The following is a 16,919-nucleotide window of genomic DNA, read 5'->3' as shown; positions in this document are numbered from 1 at the left end:
TGCGGCACCCACCGAACCATCGCCGGCGCGACCGGGACCGGGGTCTCCGTCCGCCCGGTGCGATCGGCCACCCGGGACAGCGGCGCCGCAGGGACCGGCCGCCCCGCCGGCCGGGCGGCGCCCCGCCGCGGGCGTCAGGACCGGTGAGCCGTTCTGCGCCGCCACCCCCACAGGGCGAGCGCGGCGGCGCAGGCCGAGCCCACCAGGGCCAGCGGCAGCCCCGCCGACGGACCCGTGCTCTCCGCCTCCGCCTCCGCCACCGCGGACGTGCCCGCGGGCGTGGCCACCGCCTCCGCCCCCGCCCGGGCCGCGCCCGCGGAGGCCGCCGCCCTGGCCGGCTTCTCACGGGCCACCGACACGGTCCGCGTGCCCGGGTCGGCCGCGGCCTTCGCCCGCACCGGCGCGAGGGAGCCCACCGGCTCCACCCGGCCCGCCGCCTCGAAGCCCCAGTCGAGCAGCGACCGCGCCTCCTCGTACACGGCGAACCCGCCGCCCTCCTGCGGGTTCATCACCGACACGACGAGCGTCCGGTCGCCCCGCCGGGCCGCCGAGACCAGGGTGTTGCCCGCGTTGCTCGTGTAGCCGTTCTTGATCCCGAGGAGCCCCGGATAGCGCTCCACCCCGTCCGCGCCCGTCAGGAGCCGGTTGGTGTTGGCGATGCCGTACGACCAGGAGCCCGCGGGGAAGTCCGCGTACGACGTCGAGCAGTACCGGGCGAACGCGGGGTCCTGGAGCCCCGTCCGGCCGAAGACCGCCAGGTCGTACGCGGAGGACACCTGACCGGGGGCGTCGTAGCCGTCCGGGGAGACCACATGGGTGTCCACCGCGCCCAGGGAACGGGCCTTCTCCTGCATCTGCCGGGTCATCGACTCCCAGCCGCCGTTCATCTCCGCCAGGACGTGCACCGCGTCGTTGCCCGAGCTGAGGAAGACGCCGTTCCACAGGTCCGAGACCTTGTACGTGTACCCCTCCTTCACCCCGACGAGGCTGCTGCCTGCCCCGATCCCCTCCAGCTCGGCATCGGCCACGGTGTGCTGCTCGGAGGGCCCGTGGTGGGGGAGCGCGGTCAGCGCGAACAGCGTCTTGAGGGTGCTGGCCGGCGGCAGCTTCCGGTGCGCGTTCCGCGCGGCGAGCACCTCGCCCGTGGAGGCGTCGGCCACCACCCACGAGAGCGCGGAGACCGAGGGCACCTCGGGCGCACCCGCCAGTCGCTGCACCTGGGTGCCCTTCCGGCCGAGCCGCGCCGGGTCGACGTGCCGGCGGGCGGGCGGGGTGGGTTCCCCGACCGAGGACACGGCGCGCGGCACCGGGCCGAGGGGAGAGGCGACGGCCGCCGGAACGGGCAGCACGAACAGCAGCGCCGCGGATCCGGCGGCGGCCTGACGAACAGCTGACGTGACGATCATTCAGTCACCGTAGGAAGGAGGTGCGGAGCGCGCAGATCGGAGTGCGCCGACCGGCGTAGCGGGTGTGGCGTACGGCGGCGCGTCGTGCGTCCGCCCGGGTGGTGTCCGGTGCGCGCGAGGCCCGCGGCCCGCCGTCGGCGCCGCAGGGCATCCTTGTGACGTGCCCTCACACCCGTACCAGAGCAACGCCGTTCCGGCCCGCGCGACCGGAGCGGTCCCCGCCGAACCGGCGGCCCGGTCCGTCCCCGGCCCCGCCCGGGCGGCCGGGACACCCGCCGGCCCCTTCGGCGCGCCCGCCCTCCGGAGCGAGCAGCCGTCCCGCACCGCCCCCACCGGGCACATGATCGTGTGCGGGGACGACGCCCTCGCCCACCGCCTCGCGCGCGAACTCCACGAGGTGTACGGGGAGCAGGTCACCCTCCTGGTGCCGGTACCGCCCGACGCGCCCCGCGCACCCGCGGGCCGCACCGGCCGGGCGCTCGCCCTCTTCGGCCGGGTGACCGCCGCCGTCACCCGCACCACCGGCGCCGGAACCCCGGCCGGATCCCCCGGGGACGGCGCCGACCCCACCGGAGCCCTGCGGGTCGTCGAGTCCGCAGAAGCGGACGACCGGGCCCTGGCGGACGCCGGGGTGGAGCGCGCCGCCGCCCTCGCCCTCGTCCACGAGGACGACGAGACCAACATCCGGGCCGCCCTCACCGCCCGCCGCCTCAACCCCCGGCTGCGGCTGGTGATCCGCCTCTACAACCGCAAGCTCGGCCAGCACCTCGAAACGCTCCTCGACCAGGCCGCCGCCGTCGCCGAACCCGGACTCGACCCCGAGAAGCTCGACGCCGCCACCACGGTCCTCTCCGACGTCGACACCGCCGCCCCCGGCCTCGCCGCGGCCGCCGTCGCGGGCACCAGCAAGGTGGTCCAGGCCGGGGGACTGCTGCTGCACGCCGTCGACCGGCCGCCCGTCGCGGGCCGGGCCCCCGACCCCGGTCTCTGCACGCTCGCCCTGCTGTCCGCCACCGCCGGCGACCCGGCGGGCTGCGAGGGCTCCGAGCGCAGCGGCGACGCCGGCCCCCGCCTCCTGCCCGACGACCGCACCGTCGCCGAGGCCACCGGAAGGGCCGCCGTCACCCTCGAAGCGGTCACGGCGGCGGGCCCTCCCCTCCACCCGGCCCGGCTCGCGGCCTCGGCGCTGCCCGTCGCCTCGCTCTTCTCCCGCCGACTGCGCTGGTCCCTCGCGGGCGCCGTCGCCGCCGTCCTCGCGCTCGCCCTCGCCTCCACCCTCACCACCGGCGACCACCCCCTGCACGCCGCCTACCTCACGCTCCTCGACATCTTCGCCATCGGCGACCCCGCCGTCGGCGAACCGACCGGCCGTCAGGTCCTCCAGATCCTCGCCGGGTTCGTCGGCCTCCTCCTGCTCCCGGTGATCGTCGCCGCCCTCCTCGAAGGCCTCGGCACCTTCCGCACCGCGACCACCCTCCGCCGACCGCCGCGCGGACTCTCCGGACACGTCGTCCTCCTCGGACTCGGCAAGGTCGGCACCCGCGTCCTCGCCCGGCTCCGCGGGCTCGGCATCCCGGTCGTGTGCGTCGAATCCGACCCGGAGGCCCGGGGCATCGCCGTCGCCCGCAGGCTCCGCGTGCCCACCGTCATCGGCGACGTCACCGAGGAAGGCGTCCTGGAGGCCGCCCGCATCCACCGCGCCCACGCCCTCCTCGCCCTGACCAGCGTCGACATCACCAACCTGGAGGCCGCGCTCTCGGCCCGCACCGTCACCCCCGAGCTGCGTGTCGTCCTCCGGCTGTTCGACGACGACTTCGCCACCGCCGTCTTCCGCACCCTCCGCACCGCCCACCCCGGAGCCCTGACCCGCAGCCGCAGCGTCTCCCACCTCGCCGCGCCCGCGTTCGCCGGAGCGATGATGGGCCGTGAGGTCCTCGGAGCCGTACCCGTCGAGCGCCGCGTCCTCCTCTTCGCCGCCGTGGACGTCGCGGACCATCCGCTCCTGGACGGCCGGACGGTCGCCGAGGCCTTCCGCCCCGGAGCCTGGCGCGTCATCGCCCTCGACGGACCCGGCGGCTCCGGCGAGGGCTGGCGCCTCAGGCCGGAGCGGCTCCTCGGGGCGCGGGACCGGGTGGTGGTGGCCGCCACCCGCCGCGGCCTCGCCGAAATCCTCGGCCGGGGCCGCCGGGACGACCGCGGAGCCGCGGACAACTCCGTACGGACGGAGCGCGGTTGACCGTAGGATCTGACCGCCCACGCGCCGGGACCGCCCGCGACAGCCCGCCCCGGCCCGTGCCGACCCACCGCCCCACCGCCCCACCCCGGTCCGTATCCGCAGTCAGGAGTCCCTTCGTTGAACACCCCGCGCCCCACCCCGGACACCGCCCGGCCGCCGCACCGCATGGACCCGGCGGGCGGCTGCCCCCACGCGGCGAACGCCCGGCTGCTCGCCGAGGGCGCCGTGGCCCCCGTGCTCCTGCCCGGCGAGATCGAGGGCATGGCGGTGCTGGGCCACGACGCGCTGCGCGACTTCCTCTCCCACCCCGACGTCGCCAAGGGACCCCAGCACTTCACCGCCCTCACCGAGGGGCGCATACCCGACGGCTGGCCGCTGCGGACCTTCGCCACCGTCCCCGGCATGACCACCGCCGACGGCGCCGACCACCGCCGCCTGCGCACCCTGGTCAGCAGCGCGTTCACCGCCCGACGGGTCGAGGAGCTCCGCCCGCGCGTCGAGGCGGTCACCGCCGGACTCCTCGAAGGCCTCGCGGAGGCCGCCCGCGCAGGCGACGGCGTCGCCGATCTGCGCCGCCACTACGCCCTTCCCCTGCCGCTCGGCGTCATCTGCGAACTCCTCGGCGTCGACCCGGCCCACCAGGACCGGCTGCACCACCTCTCCAGCCTGGTCGTCGCCACCGACACCGAGCCCGCGCGAGCCGTCGCCGCCAACCGGGAACTCGTCGAACTCCTCGGCTCCATCGCCGCGGCCAAGGCCGCCGCCCCCGGCGAGGACCTCACCAGCGCCCTCATCGCCGCACGCGACGAGGGCGGCGACCGGCTCAGTCAGCCCGAGCTCATCGGCACCCTGCTCCTGGTGATCATCGCGGGCCACGAGACCACCCTGAACCTCGTCACCAACGCGGTCCGCGCGCTCTGCGCCCACCGCGACCAGCTCGCCCTCGTCACCGAGGGCCGCGCCGACTGGGCCGACGTCGTGGAGGAGACCCTCCGCTGGGACAGCCCGGTCAGCTACTTCCCCTTCCGCTACCCCACCCGCGACCTCACCGTCGACGGGACCCTCATCCCCCGGGGCACCCCCGTCCTCGCCGGATACTCCGCGGCAGGCCGCGACACCACGGCGCACGGCCCGGACGCGGACCTCTTCGACATCACCCGCACGACGGCGGCGAAGCACCTCTCGCTCGGCCACGGCCCCCACTACTGCCTGGGCGCGCCGCTCGCCCGGATGGAGGCCGCGATCGCCCTGGAGGCGCTCTTCACCCGCTTCCCCGACCTGGACCTGGCGGTCCCGGAAGCCGAGCTGACGGCCCACGCCGGCTTCGTCGGCAACAGCGTCCGGTCCCTCCCCGTCCGCCCGGGCGCCTGACAGACGGGCGCCTGACGCACGGGCGCCTGACAGACGGGCGCCTGACGCACGGGCGCCTGACAGACGGGCGCCTGACGCACGGGCTCAGGCCGTCGCGGGGGAGGCCCGCAGGGAGGAGACGAGGCGCAGCAGCCGGTCCTCGTTCCCGGCGAGGCCCGCGGCGCGCAGCGCCTCGTCCGCCTCCGCCATCGGGTGAGTGAGCATCACCCCCGCGTACGGGGCCAGCTGCGGGTCGGTCAGCACGGCCTGCGTGGACTCGAGCAGCCGCAGGTACGCCTGGGCGGCCGCGCGCTCGGTGGCGGTGATCGTGGTCATGTCGGGCTCCCTCTCGACAGTTCGGCGCTCACCACCCTCTCCTACGGGTCTGACAATCGGGCTCAGGCCCGCCCGTCGAGGTGCGCCGCCAGCCGCTCCAGGAAGACCCGCTGCCCGGAGACCAGCAGCGGAGCGGCGGCCTCCGGCGCGAACCAGCCCACCCGGTCGATCTCCGGGAACTCCTCCCGCACCCCGGACCGGGGCGGCCACTCCATGACGAAGGTTCCCGGCACCACCGCCGCCGGGTCGAGATCGCCCTCGACGGCCCACACGGTGACGAGCTTTCCGTTCCGCTGGCGGGACTCGCCGAGCGCGAACCACTCGCCCTCCGGCGCCGGGAGCCCCAGCTCCTCCCCGAACTCGCGGCGCGCCGCCGCCTCCGGGGCCTCGCCGGGCTCGTACTCCCCCTTGGGGATCGACCAGGCCGACTCCTCGTGGGACGCCCAGAAGGGCCCGCCCATGTGACCGATGAGGACTTCGACGCCACCGCCCGTACGGCGGAAGACCAGGAGACCCGCACTGCGCTTGTCCGGCATGCGTCCAGTCTGTCCGAAAGGCCCGGCCACCGCAGCCCCCCGCGCGCGGTCCGTCGCTACTCCTCGGCGTCGACCGTCACCGGCCCGCCCGCGAGCGTCACACCCGTCGTCCACCGCGCCCCGAGCCGCACCGAACGCCAGGGGGCCAGCGTCCCGCCCAGCCGCTCCCGCCACAGCTCGACGCCGTCCTGGGTGACGGTCAGGACCGGGCGCACGAGCCGCCGCTCCGGCCGGACGAGCAGGGGCGCGGTCCCGGGACCGAGGAGCCCGGGCGTCACCCACCGCAGCGGACCGACCGCCGTCACGGGCACACCGGCCTCCGGCCAGGGGCGGCCGGCGAGCCGTTCGAGCACGGCCCCCGCCACGGCCCGCCCCTCGGCGGCCGCCACGAGCGCCGGCTCCACCCCGCGCAGGAGGTTGCCGACGGCGAAGACGCCGGGCTCGGCGGTGCGGAAGCCATGGTCCGTCAGGGGGCCCCGCGTGCCCGGGGCGAGGGGCAGTCCGCGGGCGCGGACGAGCTCGTGGTCCGGGATCCAGTCGCCGGTGAACACCACCGTGTCGCACCGCAGGACGCCCGCCCGCCCGTCGCCGCCCCGCACCGCGACCCCGGTCAGCCGGCCGCGTCCGAGCAGCTCCGTCACGACGGTCCCGGTGAGGACCGGAACCCCCGCGAAGGCGACCGCGGGGGAGGCGTGCCCGGTCACGACGGCCGCCACGTGCACCCCGGCCGCGCGCAGCGCCCGCACCGCACCGCGGGCCACCGGGTCGCCACCGACGACCACGGCCCGTCGTCCGATGTGTTCCCCGCGTGGCCCGAACCACCGGACGATCCGCTGGAGTTCGCCCGTGGTCAGCACTCCGGCGGGGCGTGTGCCCGGGACGAGCCGGGCGCTGCGGGGACGCTCGCGGGCACCGGTGGCGAGGACCACCGCGCGGGCCCGGACGCGTTCGAGTCCGGTCGGGGCGGTCACTTCCAGGGTGAGGGGCCCGGCCCACCCCGTGGCGGACACGCCGGTACGGACGGTCGCCCCCGCCCGCAGCGCCTGCCGCACCGCGCGCCGGGCGTACGCCGGGCCGTCCAGGGCGCGCCCCCGGGCGTCCGCGCCGAACCCCGGCCGTGGGCAGTGGCGCGGCACCCCGCCCGCCGCGGCGTCCCGCTCCAGGACCTCGACGCGGCCCGCGCCCGCCGCCGCGAGCCGGGCCGCCGCGGCGAGCCCGGCGGGTCCCGCGCCCACCACGAGGACGTCGACCGTACGGTTCACCGTGCCCACTCCCCGTACGGCCGCTGTTCGAACAGCGCCCGGACCTCCGCGCCGCAGTGGTGGCCCTGACAGCGGCCGCCCCGCGCGCGTGTCCTGCGCCGCAGTCCGTCGAGGCCACCGGGCGGGATCGTCGAGGCCAGCGCGGCCCGGATCTCGCCGCGGGTGACCCGCTCGCAGTGACAGACGACCATCCCGAACTCGGGATCCCGCGCGATGAGTCCGGCGTCGCGGTACGGACGCGGGAAGGCCTCGCCGAGGTTGGGCATCCGGACCGGGGCGAGCGGGCGGGCCGGGCCCGGTTCGAGGCCGCAGTCCGCGAGGAGACCGAGGACGTGCTCGGCGATGGCCAGGGAGGCGGTGAGCCCGGTGGAACGGATCCCGCCCACCGTCACGTACCGCAGCCCGGGATGGGCGGCGATCCGGTAGTCCTCCTGGCCGGTGGCGGCCCGCAGACCCGCGTAGACGGCGGTGACCTCCTCGTCGATCAGCGCGGGAAGGATCCGGCCGCCCTGCTCGCGCAGTCCGGCGAGCCCCTCCGCCGTCGTGCCCGTCGCCGTCTTGTCGCGCAGATCCTCGGCGGTGGGGCCGAGCATGACGTTCCCGTACACCGTCGGCGCGATGAGCACGCCCTTGCCGAGCGGCCCGGGGACGGGCAGCAGGATGTGCCGGACCAGATCGCGGGCGAACTTGTCGAAGACGAGCAGCTGGCCACGGCGCGGGGTGACGGTGAAGTCCTCCCGGCCGACCAGCGCGTCGAAGGCGTCGGCGTGCAGACCGCAGGCGTTGACGAGGAGCCGGGTCCGCAGCACCCCGCGCCGGGTGACGAGCCGGTGGTACGGGTCACCCGGACGCACCTTCTCCACCCGGCAGTTCAGATGCAGGTCGACGCCGGAGCGGACGGCCTGCGTGGCGTACGCGAGGGTGGTCGTCCACGGGCAGATCACCGACTCGCCCGGCACTTCGAGCGCCCCCAGCGCGCCGGGGCCCAGGTGCGGTTCGCGTGCGGCCAGTTCGGCGGGGCCGAGGATCCGGGTGGTGCGGTGGCCGTTGCGCGCGGCCTTCCCGGCGAGGCGGGGGAGCGCGGACAGCTGCTCCTCGTCCCAGGCGACGAGCAGCGCGCCGAGCGGCTCCACGGGGATGCCCGCCTCCCGGGCGTACCCGTTGAGCAGGCGGTGTCCCTCGCGGACGAGGGTGGCCTCCAGCGTGCCGGGCACGGCGTCGAAACCGGTGTGCAGAATGGCCGTGTTGGCCTTCGAGGTCCCGTCACCGACGTCGTTCGCGGCCTCCACGAGCGCGATCCGCAGGGGGTGCCGGGCCAGCGCGCGGGCGATCGCGGAACCGACGACCCCGGCACCGACGACGACGACGTCGTACTCCGCGGCCTCACCGACGGGGAGCGGCCCGCTCCGTGTGAGGTTCCCGGTCCGACCGGTGGGGAGAGGCCCGCCGGCGCTTCCCACCTCACCGGTGGGGACCGGCCTGCTGGGCGTGGCGCTTCCGGCCTCACCGGCGGGGACCGGCCCGTTCCGTGTGACGCTCATACGACTCCGCCGCCGGCGGCCGGGGTGCCCTCCGACCGCTCCACCAGCGCCGCGACCTCCGCGCGGAAGCGCCCCAGGCGCTCCGCCGCCTCGTCGGCCGGGATGCGCGGCTCGTACACGGCCGAGGGCTTCCACTCCGGCACGGCCTCGCGGAGCGAGAGCCCCGGCTGGAGTCCGAGCCGGGCGGCCGCGCCGACCCCGAGCGCCGTGGCGTCGGGCAACGAGGCCACCTCGACGGGCCGTTGCAGCAGGTCGGCCTGGGTCTGCATGAGCAGGGCCGACCGGGTCAGACCGCCGTCGGTGCGCAGCGCGGTGAGCGGCGCACCCCGGTCCGCGGCGGCGGCCTCGGCGAGTTCGACGACCTGCGCGGCGATCCCCTCGCACAGGGCGCGCACCAGATGGCCCGGGCCGGTGTCGAGGCCCAGGCCGGTGACCGAACCCCGCACGTCCCCCCGCCACCAGGGCGCGGCGAGCCCCGCGAAGGCGGGGACGAAGGTGACGCCGCCGCTGTCCGGCACGCCGCCGCCCACGGAGTCGAGCGCGTCGGCGCCGGTGATCACGCCCAGGTCGGTGAGCCAGCGCACGGCCGAGGCGACGGTGTACACCTGGCCGTCGAGGCAGTGGGTGACGCGCCCGCCGAGCCGCCAGGCCACGCAGCTCACGAGCCCGGAGGCGGTGCGCCGGGGCTCGGGTCCGGTCTGCGCGAGGAGGAAGGCCCCCGTGCCGTAGGTGCACTTGGCGGCGGCGGGGTCGTCGGCGCTCTGGGTGAGCAGCGCGGCCTGCTGGTCGACCATGAGCCCGGTGAGCGGCAGCGCGGGACCGAACGCGGTGGTGGTGCCGACCGGGGTGTCGCAGTCCACGACCCGGGGGAGCGACTCGCCGCCGAGCCCGTACAGGTCGAGGGCGGTCTCCGACCAGGCGACCGTGTCCAGGTCGAGCAGACCGGTCCGTCCCGCGGTCGCCGCGTCCGTGACGAACGCGCCGGTGAGCCGGTGGACGAGCCATGCGTCGCTGGTGGTGACCACGCCCGCGCCGGTGGCGTGGCGGCGGATCCAGGCCATCTTCGGCGCGGCGAAGTAGGGGTCGACCGGGAGGCCGGTGAGATGGCGCAGCTCCTCGGCGTGGGCGTCGAGCCCGGCGCAGACGGAGGCGGCCCTGCGGTCCTGCCAGACGAGGGCGTCGGTGAGCGGCTCCCCGGTGGCGGGGTCCCAGGCGAGCACGGTCTCGCCCTGGTTGGCGAGGCCCACGGCGACGACGCGGGTGTCCGCCTCGGCGAGCGCCGCGCGCCCGGCGGCGACCACCGAGTCGTACAGCTCACGCGGGTGGACCTCGACGAGGCCGCCGGGGAGGTACCGGGGCCGGACCGGTGCCGTTCCGGTGCCGAGGACACCGCGCTCGGGGCAGAGGACGAGAGCCTTCGTGCCCGACGTTCCCTGATCGACGGCGAGTACCGCTCCGCCCGTCATCCCGCCGCTCCCGTCGTTCGACCGCTCCGTGATCATCCGATCACCGAAAAGGGTCAGAGTGCCGTCGCCGGGGCCCTTCGTCAAGCCTCGGCGGGCGATCACGTCAGGTCCTCCGGCATACCTGACAGTAAGTCAAATTCAGTCGTTGGCTTAATAGTTACTGTCACGAAAGAAAGTGGACCGGTCGCATCCATCGCCCTCTATAGTGATCGCCGATCAACGGCCGGGACGCCCGCCGGGGGACTGACCACCCCCTCCATCCACCGAGGACCCATGTCATCCACACCACGCCCCACCCCCTGATGGCCGGACACGGCTTCCGGCCCGTCTACCATCCGGCCGGCCACGACCACGCCCTGCGCAACGCCGTCCAGGACTTACGGACCGGGCGCTGGGTGTCCATGGCCCGGCTGCTCGACGAGACCTCCGACTGGGAGGCCTGGACCCGGCGCACCCAGGTCCTCGCCGCCGTCGCGGCCGGCACCGACGTCGTACCCATCTGGCGGGCCGAACAGCCCGAGAGCCTCGCCGCCACCGTGATGCACAGCCGGGTCGCCGTGGAGCGCGCCGTACGCGCCCACCGCGCCGCCCACGCCCGGACCCGGGAGCTCTGGCAGGAGGCCTGGACCGCCTGCCGCGAGGCCGGCGACCGCTCGCCCGCCGACCCCGTGCCCTGGGTCGGCCTGATCGCCCTCGCCGCCCTGGACGGACGCCAGCGCATGGCCGAGCACCGGGTCACCCCGCCGGCGCCCATGCTGCCGCCCGGCCCCTGGGGCCTGCTCGCCGAGGTGGAGAAGCGCGACCCGCACAACCGCGAGGCCCACCACCGGATGCTCCAGTTCGTGTACGCCCGACGGCCCGGCCCCCTCTCCGAGGCCGTCAACTACGCTCACTGGGCCGCGAGCTCGGCACCCGTCGGCTCCGCCCTGCACGCCCTTCCGCTCTACGTCCGCGTCGAGCGCTACCGGCGCGAGCGCGGCCACGAGCGCGCCCTCGACCTGCACTGGGTCGCCGAGGACGCCGTACGCGACGCCCAGCGCGCCCTCGACACCTGGTTCTTCTTCTGCGCCACCGACGAGGCCTCGCTCCTCGACCTCAACCACCTGGCGCACGCCCTCTTCGGAGCCCTCCGGTTCGCCGACGCGGCCCGGGTCTTCGAGGCCCTCGGCCCGTACTACACCACCCTCCCCTGGGCCTACCGCACCGCCCACCCGGACGACCGCGCCCTCGCCGAGGAGGTCTTCCTGCGCGCCCGTGCCCGCTGTCTCGGCGGCTGACGCACCGCGCACCCCCGGCGCCCCCTGCTTCCACCCCCCACCCCCCCTCCCCCCCCTCGTCCCCCGGAGGCCCCCATGTCCCGCACCGAATCCCCGATCGACGCGATACGCAAGCCACCCCCGTCCCAGGACGACGAGGCGAGACTGAGAGAACTCGGCTACCAGCCCGTCCTCGCCCGCCGCATGGACGGCTTCGGCAACTTCGCGATCAGCTTCTCGGTCATCTCCGTCCTCTCCGGCTGCATGACCCTCTACGGCTTCGGCCTGGGCACCGGCGGCCCCTCCGTGATGCTGTGGGGCTGGGTCGGCGTCGGCCTCTTCGTCCTGTGCGTGGGCCTCGCCCTCGCCGAGGTCACCAGCGCCTACCCGACCTCCGGCGCCCTCTACTACATGGCCGACCGGCTCGGCGGGCGCCGCTGGGGCTGGTACACCGGCTGGCTGAACCTGCTCGGTCTGCTCGGCGCCATCGCCGGCATCGACTACGGCGCCGCCCTCTTCACCGGGGCCTTCCTCAACCTCCAGTGGGGCTTCGTGCCCACCCCGGAGTCCACCTTCCTCATCTTCCTCGCGATCCTGCTGCTGCACGCCGGGCTCAACCTCTTCGGCGTCCGCCTCGTCAGCGTCCTCAACTCGATCAGCGTCTGGTGGCACCTGATCGGCGTCGCGGTCATCGTCGGCGCGCTCGCGTTCGTGCCCGACCGGCACCAGTCCGTCGATTTCGTCTTCACCGAGTTCGTCAACGACACCGGCTGGGCCAACCCGTTCTACGTCGCCGCGATCGGCCTGCTCCTCGCCCAGTACACGTTCTCCGGCTACGACGCCTCGGCCCACCTCTCCGAGGAGACGTCCAACGCCTCCGTCACCGCCGCCAAGGGCATCGTCCGGGCCATTTGGGTCTCCTGGCTCGCCGGCTTCGCCCTCCTCGCCGGGCTCACCTTCGCCATCCAGGACTACTCCGCCACGCAGAACACCGCCACCGGCGTCCCGCCCGCCCAGATCTTCCTGGACGCGCTCGGCTCCGGCGGCGCCGCCGCGCTGCTCCTCGTGGTGATCGTCGCCCAGCTCTTCTGCGGCAACGCCGAGGTGGCCGCCGCGAGCCGCATGGTCTTCGCCTTCAGCCGCGACAACGCCCTGCCCGGCTCGGCGCTCTGGCGCAAGGTCAGCGGCAGCACCCAGACGCCCGTCCCCGCCGTCTGGCTCTCGGTCGCCGTGGCCGCGCTGCTCGCCGTCCCCTCGCTCTACTCGGCCACCGCCTACGGCGCCGTCACGGCGATCAACGTCATCGGCATCACGCCCGCGTACGCCATCCCGATCTACCTGCGGCTGCGCGCCGGGAACCGCTTCGTCCCCGGCCCCTGGAGCCTCGGCCGCTGGAGCAGGCCGATCGGCTGGATCGCCGTCGTCTGGGTGGCGTTCGTGACCGTCCTCTTCTGCCTCCCGCAGAAGTCCCCGGTGAACGTCGACACCATGAACTACGCCGCCATCGCGCTCGCCGTCGTGCTCGTCCTCGCCAGCGTCTGGTGGTACGTCGCCCGCCGCTCGTACGGCACGCCGACCGCGTACGGAACCGCCCGCGAGGAGGCGGAGATCGCCGAGGGCATCGTCTGACCCGCGGAACCCGGCTCCCGTCCCCGGACGAACCCGGCTCCCGTCCCCGGACGGACCCGCTCCCGTCCCCGGACGGACCCGGCTCCCGTCCCCGTACCGGACGGGAGCCGGGTTCCGCCGTCAGGCGCTGAACTCGTAGGTCCAGGCCGCCGACTGGGCCGAGAAGTCGATGTCCGTGATCTCCAGGGCGTGCCCGTGCTGGTCACTGACGACCCGGTGGACGACCAGCCGCGCCGCGCCGCCGGCCGCCGTCCCGGCCGGCCCGGGCGGCACGCCGACCGACTCGCGGTGGGTGATCCGCAGCCCCGCCTGGTGCATCCAGTGGTAGAGGAGCCGCAGGTCGGGCTGTTGCCGGCAGTCCCTGCCCCGCCGGTAGCGGGAGAGCTGGGGGATCTCGGCGAGGGCCGCCCGCGAGAACCACGACACCGCCCGCTGGAGCGCCCCGCCGTGCGGTCCGAGCACCGTGTGCCGGTGGACGAGCGTCGGTTCGTCGGGGGTCAGCAGGAGCCGGGGCGCCAGGGGAAGGGGCGGCGGCTCCCAGACGAGCGAGGCCCGCACCAGTGCCCCGGCCGCCCGTGGCCCGCCGGGGAACGTCGGACGGCGGGCGGTGAGGGGCGGGTCGGCCGGCTCGGGCCCGGTCGGGGCATGGGCGTCGTCGGCGGCGAAGGTGCCCCGCCGATCGGTGACCACGAGCCCTTCCTCCCTGAGGAGTTGGAGCGAGCTGCGGACGGTCTGCCGGTTGACGTGGTAGCGCTGGGAAAGCGACCGCTCCGACGGGAGCCGGCTGCCGGGGGCGATGCGCCGCCGGGTGAGGTCCTCGCGCAGCGCGGCGGCGACCCGGAGATAGAGCGGTACGTCCGCCACCGCCTCGGAATCGGGCTCGGCCATGATCAACCCTCTCTTTGCTCAGCGTGACAGCACGGGTCGTGTGGGTGATCAATTCCTATCATTGGTCTAAACCATTTTGCTAGGCCGGTCCGGCAGAGTGGCCGAAACGAGCGAGGCGCCCTGTAATGAGTTCCAGGTGACCGCGCCGAGACCACGTCGGCGGGAAGAGGCGGGTGAGGCCGGATGACGACACCTTCGGAGCGCGCCGCGCTGGGCAGGGCGGCCCGCAAACACGTCCCCCGTGCCTCCCACGGCCGCTGGATCCCCAGGTCGCAGCGCCCTGACCCGCTGGCGGTCCTGGAGCGCGAGTCCCTGGACCGGCTCCCCGACCTCGTCCCGCTCCGGTACGCCAGGATGGCCGTCTCGCCGTTCGCCTTCCTGCGCGGCGCCGCCGGAGTGATGGCCGCCGACCTCGGCGCCGAGCGCCACACCGGGCTCACCGTCCAGCTCTGCGGTGACGCCCACCTGCTCAACTTCGGCGTCTACGCCTCACCCGAACGGACGCTCCTCTTCGACGTGAACGACTTCGACGAGACCCTCCCCGGCCCCTTCGAGTGGGACGTGAAGAGACTCGCCGCCAGCGTCACCGTCGCCGCCCTCCAGAACGGCAGCACCAAGCCCAAGGCCCACCGCGCCGCGCTCGTCGCCGTCGAGTCGTACCGCACGACCATGCGCCGGCTCGCCGGCCTGGGCGAGCTCGACGTCTGGTACGAGCGGATCTCCGCCGACGACATCCTCCACGTCGTACGCCGCGAGGACCGCGCCCGCCTCACCAAGCGGCTCGCCGGCGCCCGGCGGCGCACCAGCCTCCAGGCCCTCGCCAAGCTCACCGAGAAGGACGGCGCGGGCCACCGGCGCATCGTCGACGACCCGCCGCTCCTCGAACGCGCCACGGACGTCGACCGGGTCACCCTCGGCAAGATCTTCAGCGACTACCGCAGCTCCCTCGCCGAGGAGCGCCGTGTCCTCCTCGACCGCTACCACTTCGTCGACGCGGCCCGCAAGGTCGTCGGCGTCGGCAGTGTCGGCACCCGCTGCTTCGTCCTCCTCCTCGAAGGCCGGGACGACAGCGACCCGCTCATCCTCCAGATCAAGGAGGCCGGCCGCTCCGCCCTGGAGCAGTACCTCCCGCCGACCGCCTACCCCCACCAGGGCCGACGCGTCGTCGCAGGCCAGCGGCTCACCCAGGCCGCGAGCGACATCTTCCTCGGCTGGATGACGGGACCCGAGCAGCGCCACTTCTACTGGCGGCAGCTGCGCGACATGAAGGGCTCCGCCGAGGTGGAGAGCATGTCCCCGGCCACACTGCGGGACTACGCGCGACTCTGCGGCCGGGCCCTGGCCCGCGCCCACGCGCGCACCGGCGACCGGCTCGCCATCGCCGCCTATCTCGGCGGCGGGGACGTGTTCGACCGTGCCGTGGCAGACTTCGCCCTCGCCTACGCGAGGCAGAACGCCGACGACTACGCGGTGCTGGGCGCGGCGATAGCGGCCGGCATGGTGACGGCGGCGCCGGGCGCCTGAGGCACCCGGCCGCCGTCACCCGTACGGTCTAGGCGTCGCGGCGCAGCGGCGGCTCCGCCGGAGTCTCCGCCACCGGGCGGCGACGCAGCGGCGGCTCCGCCGGTGTCTCCGCCACCGGGCCGAAGAGCACCGCCCTGGCCACGGGCGGGGCGAACAGGACCGTCAGCGGGGCGGTCAGGGTGAGCGCCGCGCGGAACGGCGCCCCCACGATCGGGTCGCCCGGGGCCCGCTCCGTCACGCGGCCCAGGTACCAGCCGACCACCTTGTCCATCGCGCCGGGCCGCACCGCGTCACCGGTGGCACCGGGCATCTTCTTGTCGGCACCCGCCGAGATGTCCCACGCCTGCTTCGAGGCGTCGAACAGGGCCCGCTGCACCACACGCGTGGTCGGGGTCCGCCTGGGGTCGGCCAGGGTCCGGCGCAGCGCGACCGCGCTGAGCGCGGCCACGGCCATGCCCTGCCCGTAGATCGGGTTGAAGGCGCACAGCGCGTCGCCGGTGGCGAGGAAGCCGGCCGGGCGGCGGCCCGGACGGTCGTACCGGCGCCGGATGTTGGCGGTCTTGCGGAAGCCGTACACCGGGGACTCCGGCTCGGCCCGCGACAGCCAGTCGCCGACCACCGGGTGCGGCAGCCGCTTCGCGTACTCCTCGAACGCGCCCTCGTCGGTGGGCGGTTCGTCGCCGCGCAGCCCGGAGAGGGTGACCAGGTGCCGCCCGTCGCCGAGGGGCAGCACCACACCGCCGTACACCTGGGTGGGGTTGGGCACGACGTAGTAGCCGAGCGCGTCGCTGTGCGGGTCCTCGGCGGGGGCGCGGTAGACGCGCGTGGAGTAGGCCAGGCCCGTGTCGAGGGTCTCCTCGTGCGGGGCCTCCGCGCCGATCCCGGCCAGCCAGTCCGCGGCCTTGGTCGACCGCCCGGAGGCGTCGACGACCAGATCGGCCTCCAGCGTACGGACCTCCTTCGCGGCCCCGCCCCCGGCCCCGCGCTCGCGCAGCCGTACGCCCCGGACACGCGAGGAGTCACCGAGCAGGCCCACGGTCTCGGTGCCCTCGACGACGTCGATGCGCGGGTCGGCGAGGACCCGCTGCCGCACCAGCCACTCCAGCTGCGGGCGCGCGCCGGTGTAGAAGTGCGCGGTCGCGGAGGTGCGGCGGAACCACCTGCCGTTCTGCCACTGCACCATGTCCTCGGGAACGCCCACCTTGGGCGCGCCGAGCTCCCCGAGCTCCTGCATGAAGCCCGGGAGCAGCTCGTCGAGGGCCTGCTGCCCGCCGGCGATGAGGACGTGGAGGTGGCGGCCCTGCGGGACGCCGGGCCGCGCGTCGGGCCCCTCCGGGTAGCGGTCGCGCTCGACGACCGTGACCTTCTCGGCGTGCTCGGCGAGTACCCGAGCGGCAAGCAGCCCAGCGAGACTTCCCCCGATGACCACCGCGTGACGTGTCGCGCGGCGCCCCAAGTCGTCGGCCATACCCGCCCTTTCGTGTCGTGG

Annotated in this window: 13 protein-coding genes; 5 read left to right on the top strand and 8 right to left on the bottom strand. The window is 75.3% G+C overall.

Annotated elements, in window-relative coordinates:
• Positions 1 to 134 precede the first annotated feature (134 nt).
• The gene (locus ACN9MM_RS05110; RefSeq protein WP_426362502.1) at positions 135 to 1,406 is read right to left on the bottom strand and encodes a D-alanyl-D-alanine carboxypeptidase family protein; all 1,272 of its coding nucleotides are present in this window, start codon (positions 1,404 to 1,406) and stop codon (positions 135 to 137) included.
• A gap of 340 nt (positions 1,407 to 1,746) precedes the next feature.
• Here ACN9MM_RS05110 and ACN9MM_RS05105 point away from each other — a divergent pair, with 340 nt between their 5' ends.
• Together ACN9MM_RS05105 and ACN9MM_RS05100 are read left to right on the top strand one after the other, a co-directional pair.
• Positions 1,747 to 3,642 carry an NAD-binding protein gene (locus tag ACN9MM_RS05105; protein WP_426368679.1) on the top strand — a complete coding sequence of 632 codons (1,896 nt, stop codon included), beginning with the start codon at positions 1,747 to 1,749 and terminating at the stop codon, positions 3,640 to 3,642.
• A gap of 165 nt (positions 3,643 to 3,807) precedes the next feature.
• Entirely contained in the window at positions 3,808 to 5,013 is a 1,206-nt protein-coding gene (locus ACN9MM_RS05100) for a cytochrome P450 family protein (RefSeq protein ID WP_426368678.1), read from the top strand.
• Positions 5,014 to 5,097: 84 nt separating this feature from the next.
• Here the strand turns inward: ACN9MM_RS05100 and ACN9MM_RS05095 are convergent, their stop codons facing one another.
• The 5 genes from ACN9MM_RS05095 to ACN9MM_RS05075 form a co-directional block, all read right to left on the bottom strand.
• Positions 5,098 to 5,328 (bottom strand): hypothetical protein, encoded by a 231-nt coding sequence (locus ACN9MM_RS05095; RefSeq protein ID WP_382870916.1) that lies wholly within the window; start codon positions 5,326 to 5,328, stop codon positions 5,098 to 5,100.
• Between the two features lie 62 nt (positions 5,329 to 5,390).
• On the bottom strand, positions 5,391 to 5,864 hold the full coding sequence (locus tag ACN9MM_RS05090) for an NUDIX domain-containing protein (protein WP_426362501.1): 474 nt from the start codon (positions 5,862 to 5,864) through the stop codon (positions 5,391 to 5,393).
• A gap of 56 nt (positions 5,865 to 5,920) precedes the next feature.
• Positions 5,921 to 7,126 (bottom strand): FAD-dependent oxidoreductase, encoded by a 1,206-nt coding sequence (locus tag ACN9MM_RS05085; RefSeq protein WP_426362500.1) that lies wholly within the window; start codon positions 7,124 to 7,126, stop codon positions 5,921 to 5,923.
• A complete protein-coding gene (locus ACN9MM_RS05080) occupies positions 7,123 to 8,667 on the bottom strand; it encodes an FAD-dependent oxidoreductase (RefSeq protein ID WP_426362499.1) in 1,545 nt (514 codons plus the stop codon). The genes ACN9MM_RS05085 and ACN9MM_RS05080 overlap by 4 nt, the downstream gene beginning before the upstream one ends.
• Positions 8,664 to 10,133: an FGGY family carbohydrate kinase gene (locus tag ACN9MM_RS05075; RefSeq protein WP_426368677.1), complete on the bottom strand. Its 1,470-nt coding sequence runs from the start codon at positions 10,131 to 10,133 to the stop codon at positions 8,664 to 8,666. The genes ACN9MM_RS05080 and ACN9MM_RS05075 overlap by 4 nt, the downstream gene beginning before the upstream one ends.
• Before the next feature lie 302 nt (positions 10,134 to 10,435).
• Here ACN9MM_RS05075 and ACN9MM_RS05070 point away from each other — a divergent pair, with 302 nt between their 5' ends.
• Positions 10,436 to 11,410, top strand: a complete 975-nt coding sequence (locus ACN9MM_RS05070) for a hypothetical protein (protein WP_426362498.1) — start codon at positions 10,436 to 10,438, stop codon at positions 11,408 to 11,410.
• Positions 11,411 to 11,485: 75 nt separating this feature from the next.
• Positions 11,486 to 13,018, top strand: a complete 1,533-nt coding sequence (locus ACN9MM_RS05065; protein ID WP_426362497.1) for an amino acid permease — start codon at positions 11,486 to 11,488, stop codon at positions 13,016 to 13,018.
• Between the two features lie 120 nt (positions 13,019 to 13,138).
• On the opposite strand, the gene ACN9MM_RS05060 is transcribed toward ACN9MM_RS05065, so the two are convergent.
• Positions 13,139 to 13,906, bottom strand: a complete 768-nt coding sequence (locus ACN9MM_RS05060; protein ID WP_426362496.1) for a GntR family transcriptional regulator — start codon at positions 13,904 to 13,906, stop codon at positions 13,139 to 13,141.
• Between the two features lie 183 nt (positions 13,907 to 14,089).
• Between ACN9MM_RS05060 and ACN9MM_RS05055 the strand changes: the two genes are divergently transcribed.
• On the top strand, positions 14,090 to 15,430 hold the full coding sequence (locus ACN9MM_RS05055) for a DUF2252 domain-containing protein (RefSeq protein ID WP_426362495.1): 1,341 nt from the start codon (positions 14,090 to 14,092) through the stop codon (positions 15,428 to 15,430).
• Positions 15,431 to 15,458: 28 nt separating this feature from the next.
• On the opposite strand, the gene ACN9MM_RS05050 is transcribed toward ACN9MM_RS05055, so the two are convergent.
• Positions 15,459 to 16,898, bottom strand: coding sequence for an NAD(P)/FAD-dependent oxidoreductase (locus ACN9MM_RS05050; RefSeq protein WP_426362494.1), 1,440 nt, complete (start codon positions 16,896 to 16,898; stop codon positions 15,459 to 15,461).
• Between the last annotated feature and the right edge of the window lie 21 nt (positions 16,899 to 16,919).

Origin of the sequence: Streptomyces sp. E-08 (genome assembly GCF_049913095.1) — a bacterium.
Taxonomy (GTDB): Bacteria; Actinomycetota; Actinomycetes; order Streptomycetales; family Streptomycetaceae; genus Streptomyces.
This window is presented reverse-complemented; position numbering and strand designations above follow the sequence as displayed.

Bases quoted from the DNA above. Each gene is read 5' to 3' on its own strand.
- ACN9MM_RS05095 (WP_382870916.1), bottom strand. From the start codon at position 5,328: ATGACCACGATCACCGCCACCGAGCGCGCGGCCGCCCAGGCGTACCTG.
- ACN9MM_RS05075 (WP_426368677.1), bottom strand. From the start codon at position 10,133: ATGACGGGCGGAGCGGTACTCGCCGTCGATCAGGGAACGTCGGGCACG.
- ACN9MM_RS05105 (WP_426368679.1), top strand. From the start codon at position 1,747: ATGATCGTGTGCGGGGACGACGCCCTCGCCCACCGCCTCGCGCGCGAA.
- ACN9MM_RS05055 (WP_426362495.1), top strand. From the start codon at position 14,090: ATGACGACACCTTCGGAGCGCGCCGCGCTGGGCAGGGCGGCCCGCAAA.
- ACN9MM_RS05050 (WP_426362494.1), bottom strand. From the start codon at position 16,898: ATGGCCGACGACTTGGGGCGCCGCGCGACACGTCACGCGGTGGTCATC.
- ACN9MM_RS05090 (WP_426362501.1), bottom strand. From the start codon at position 5,864: ATGCCGGACAAGCGCAGTGCGGGTCTCCTGGTCTTCCGCCGTACGGGC.
- ACN9MM_RS05100 (WP_426368678.1), top strand. From the start codon at position 3,808: ATGGACCCGGCGGGCGGCTGCCCCCACGCGGCGAACGCCCGGCTGCTC.
- ACN9MM_RS05110 (WP_426362502.1), bottom strand. From the start codon at position 1,406: ATGATCGTCACGTCAGCTGTTCGTCAGGCCGCCGCCGGATCCGCGGCG.
- ACN9MM_RS05070 (WP_426362498.1), top strand. From the start codon at position 10,436: ATGGCCGGACACGGCTTCCGGCCCGTCTACCATCCGGCCGGCCACGAC.
- ACN9MM_RS05065 (WP_426362497.1), top strand. From the start codon at position 11,486: ATGTCCCGCACCGAATCCCCGATCGACGCGATACGCAAGCCACCCCCG.
- ACN9MM_RS05060 (WP_426362496.1), bottom strand. From the start codon at position 13,906: ATGGCCGAGCCCGATTCCGAGGCGGTGGCGGACGTACCGCTCTATCTC.
- ACN9MM_RS05080 (WP_426362499.1), bottom strand. From the start codon at position 8,667: ATGAGCGTCACACGGAACGGGCCGGTCCCCGCCGGTGAGGCCGGAAGC.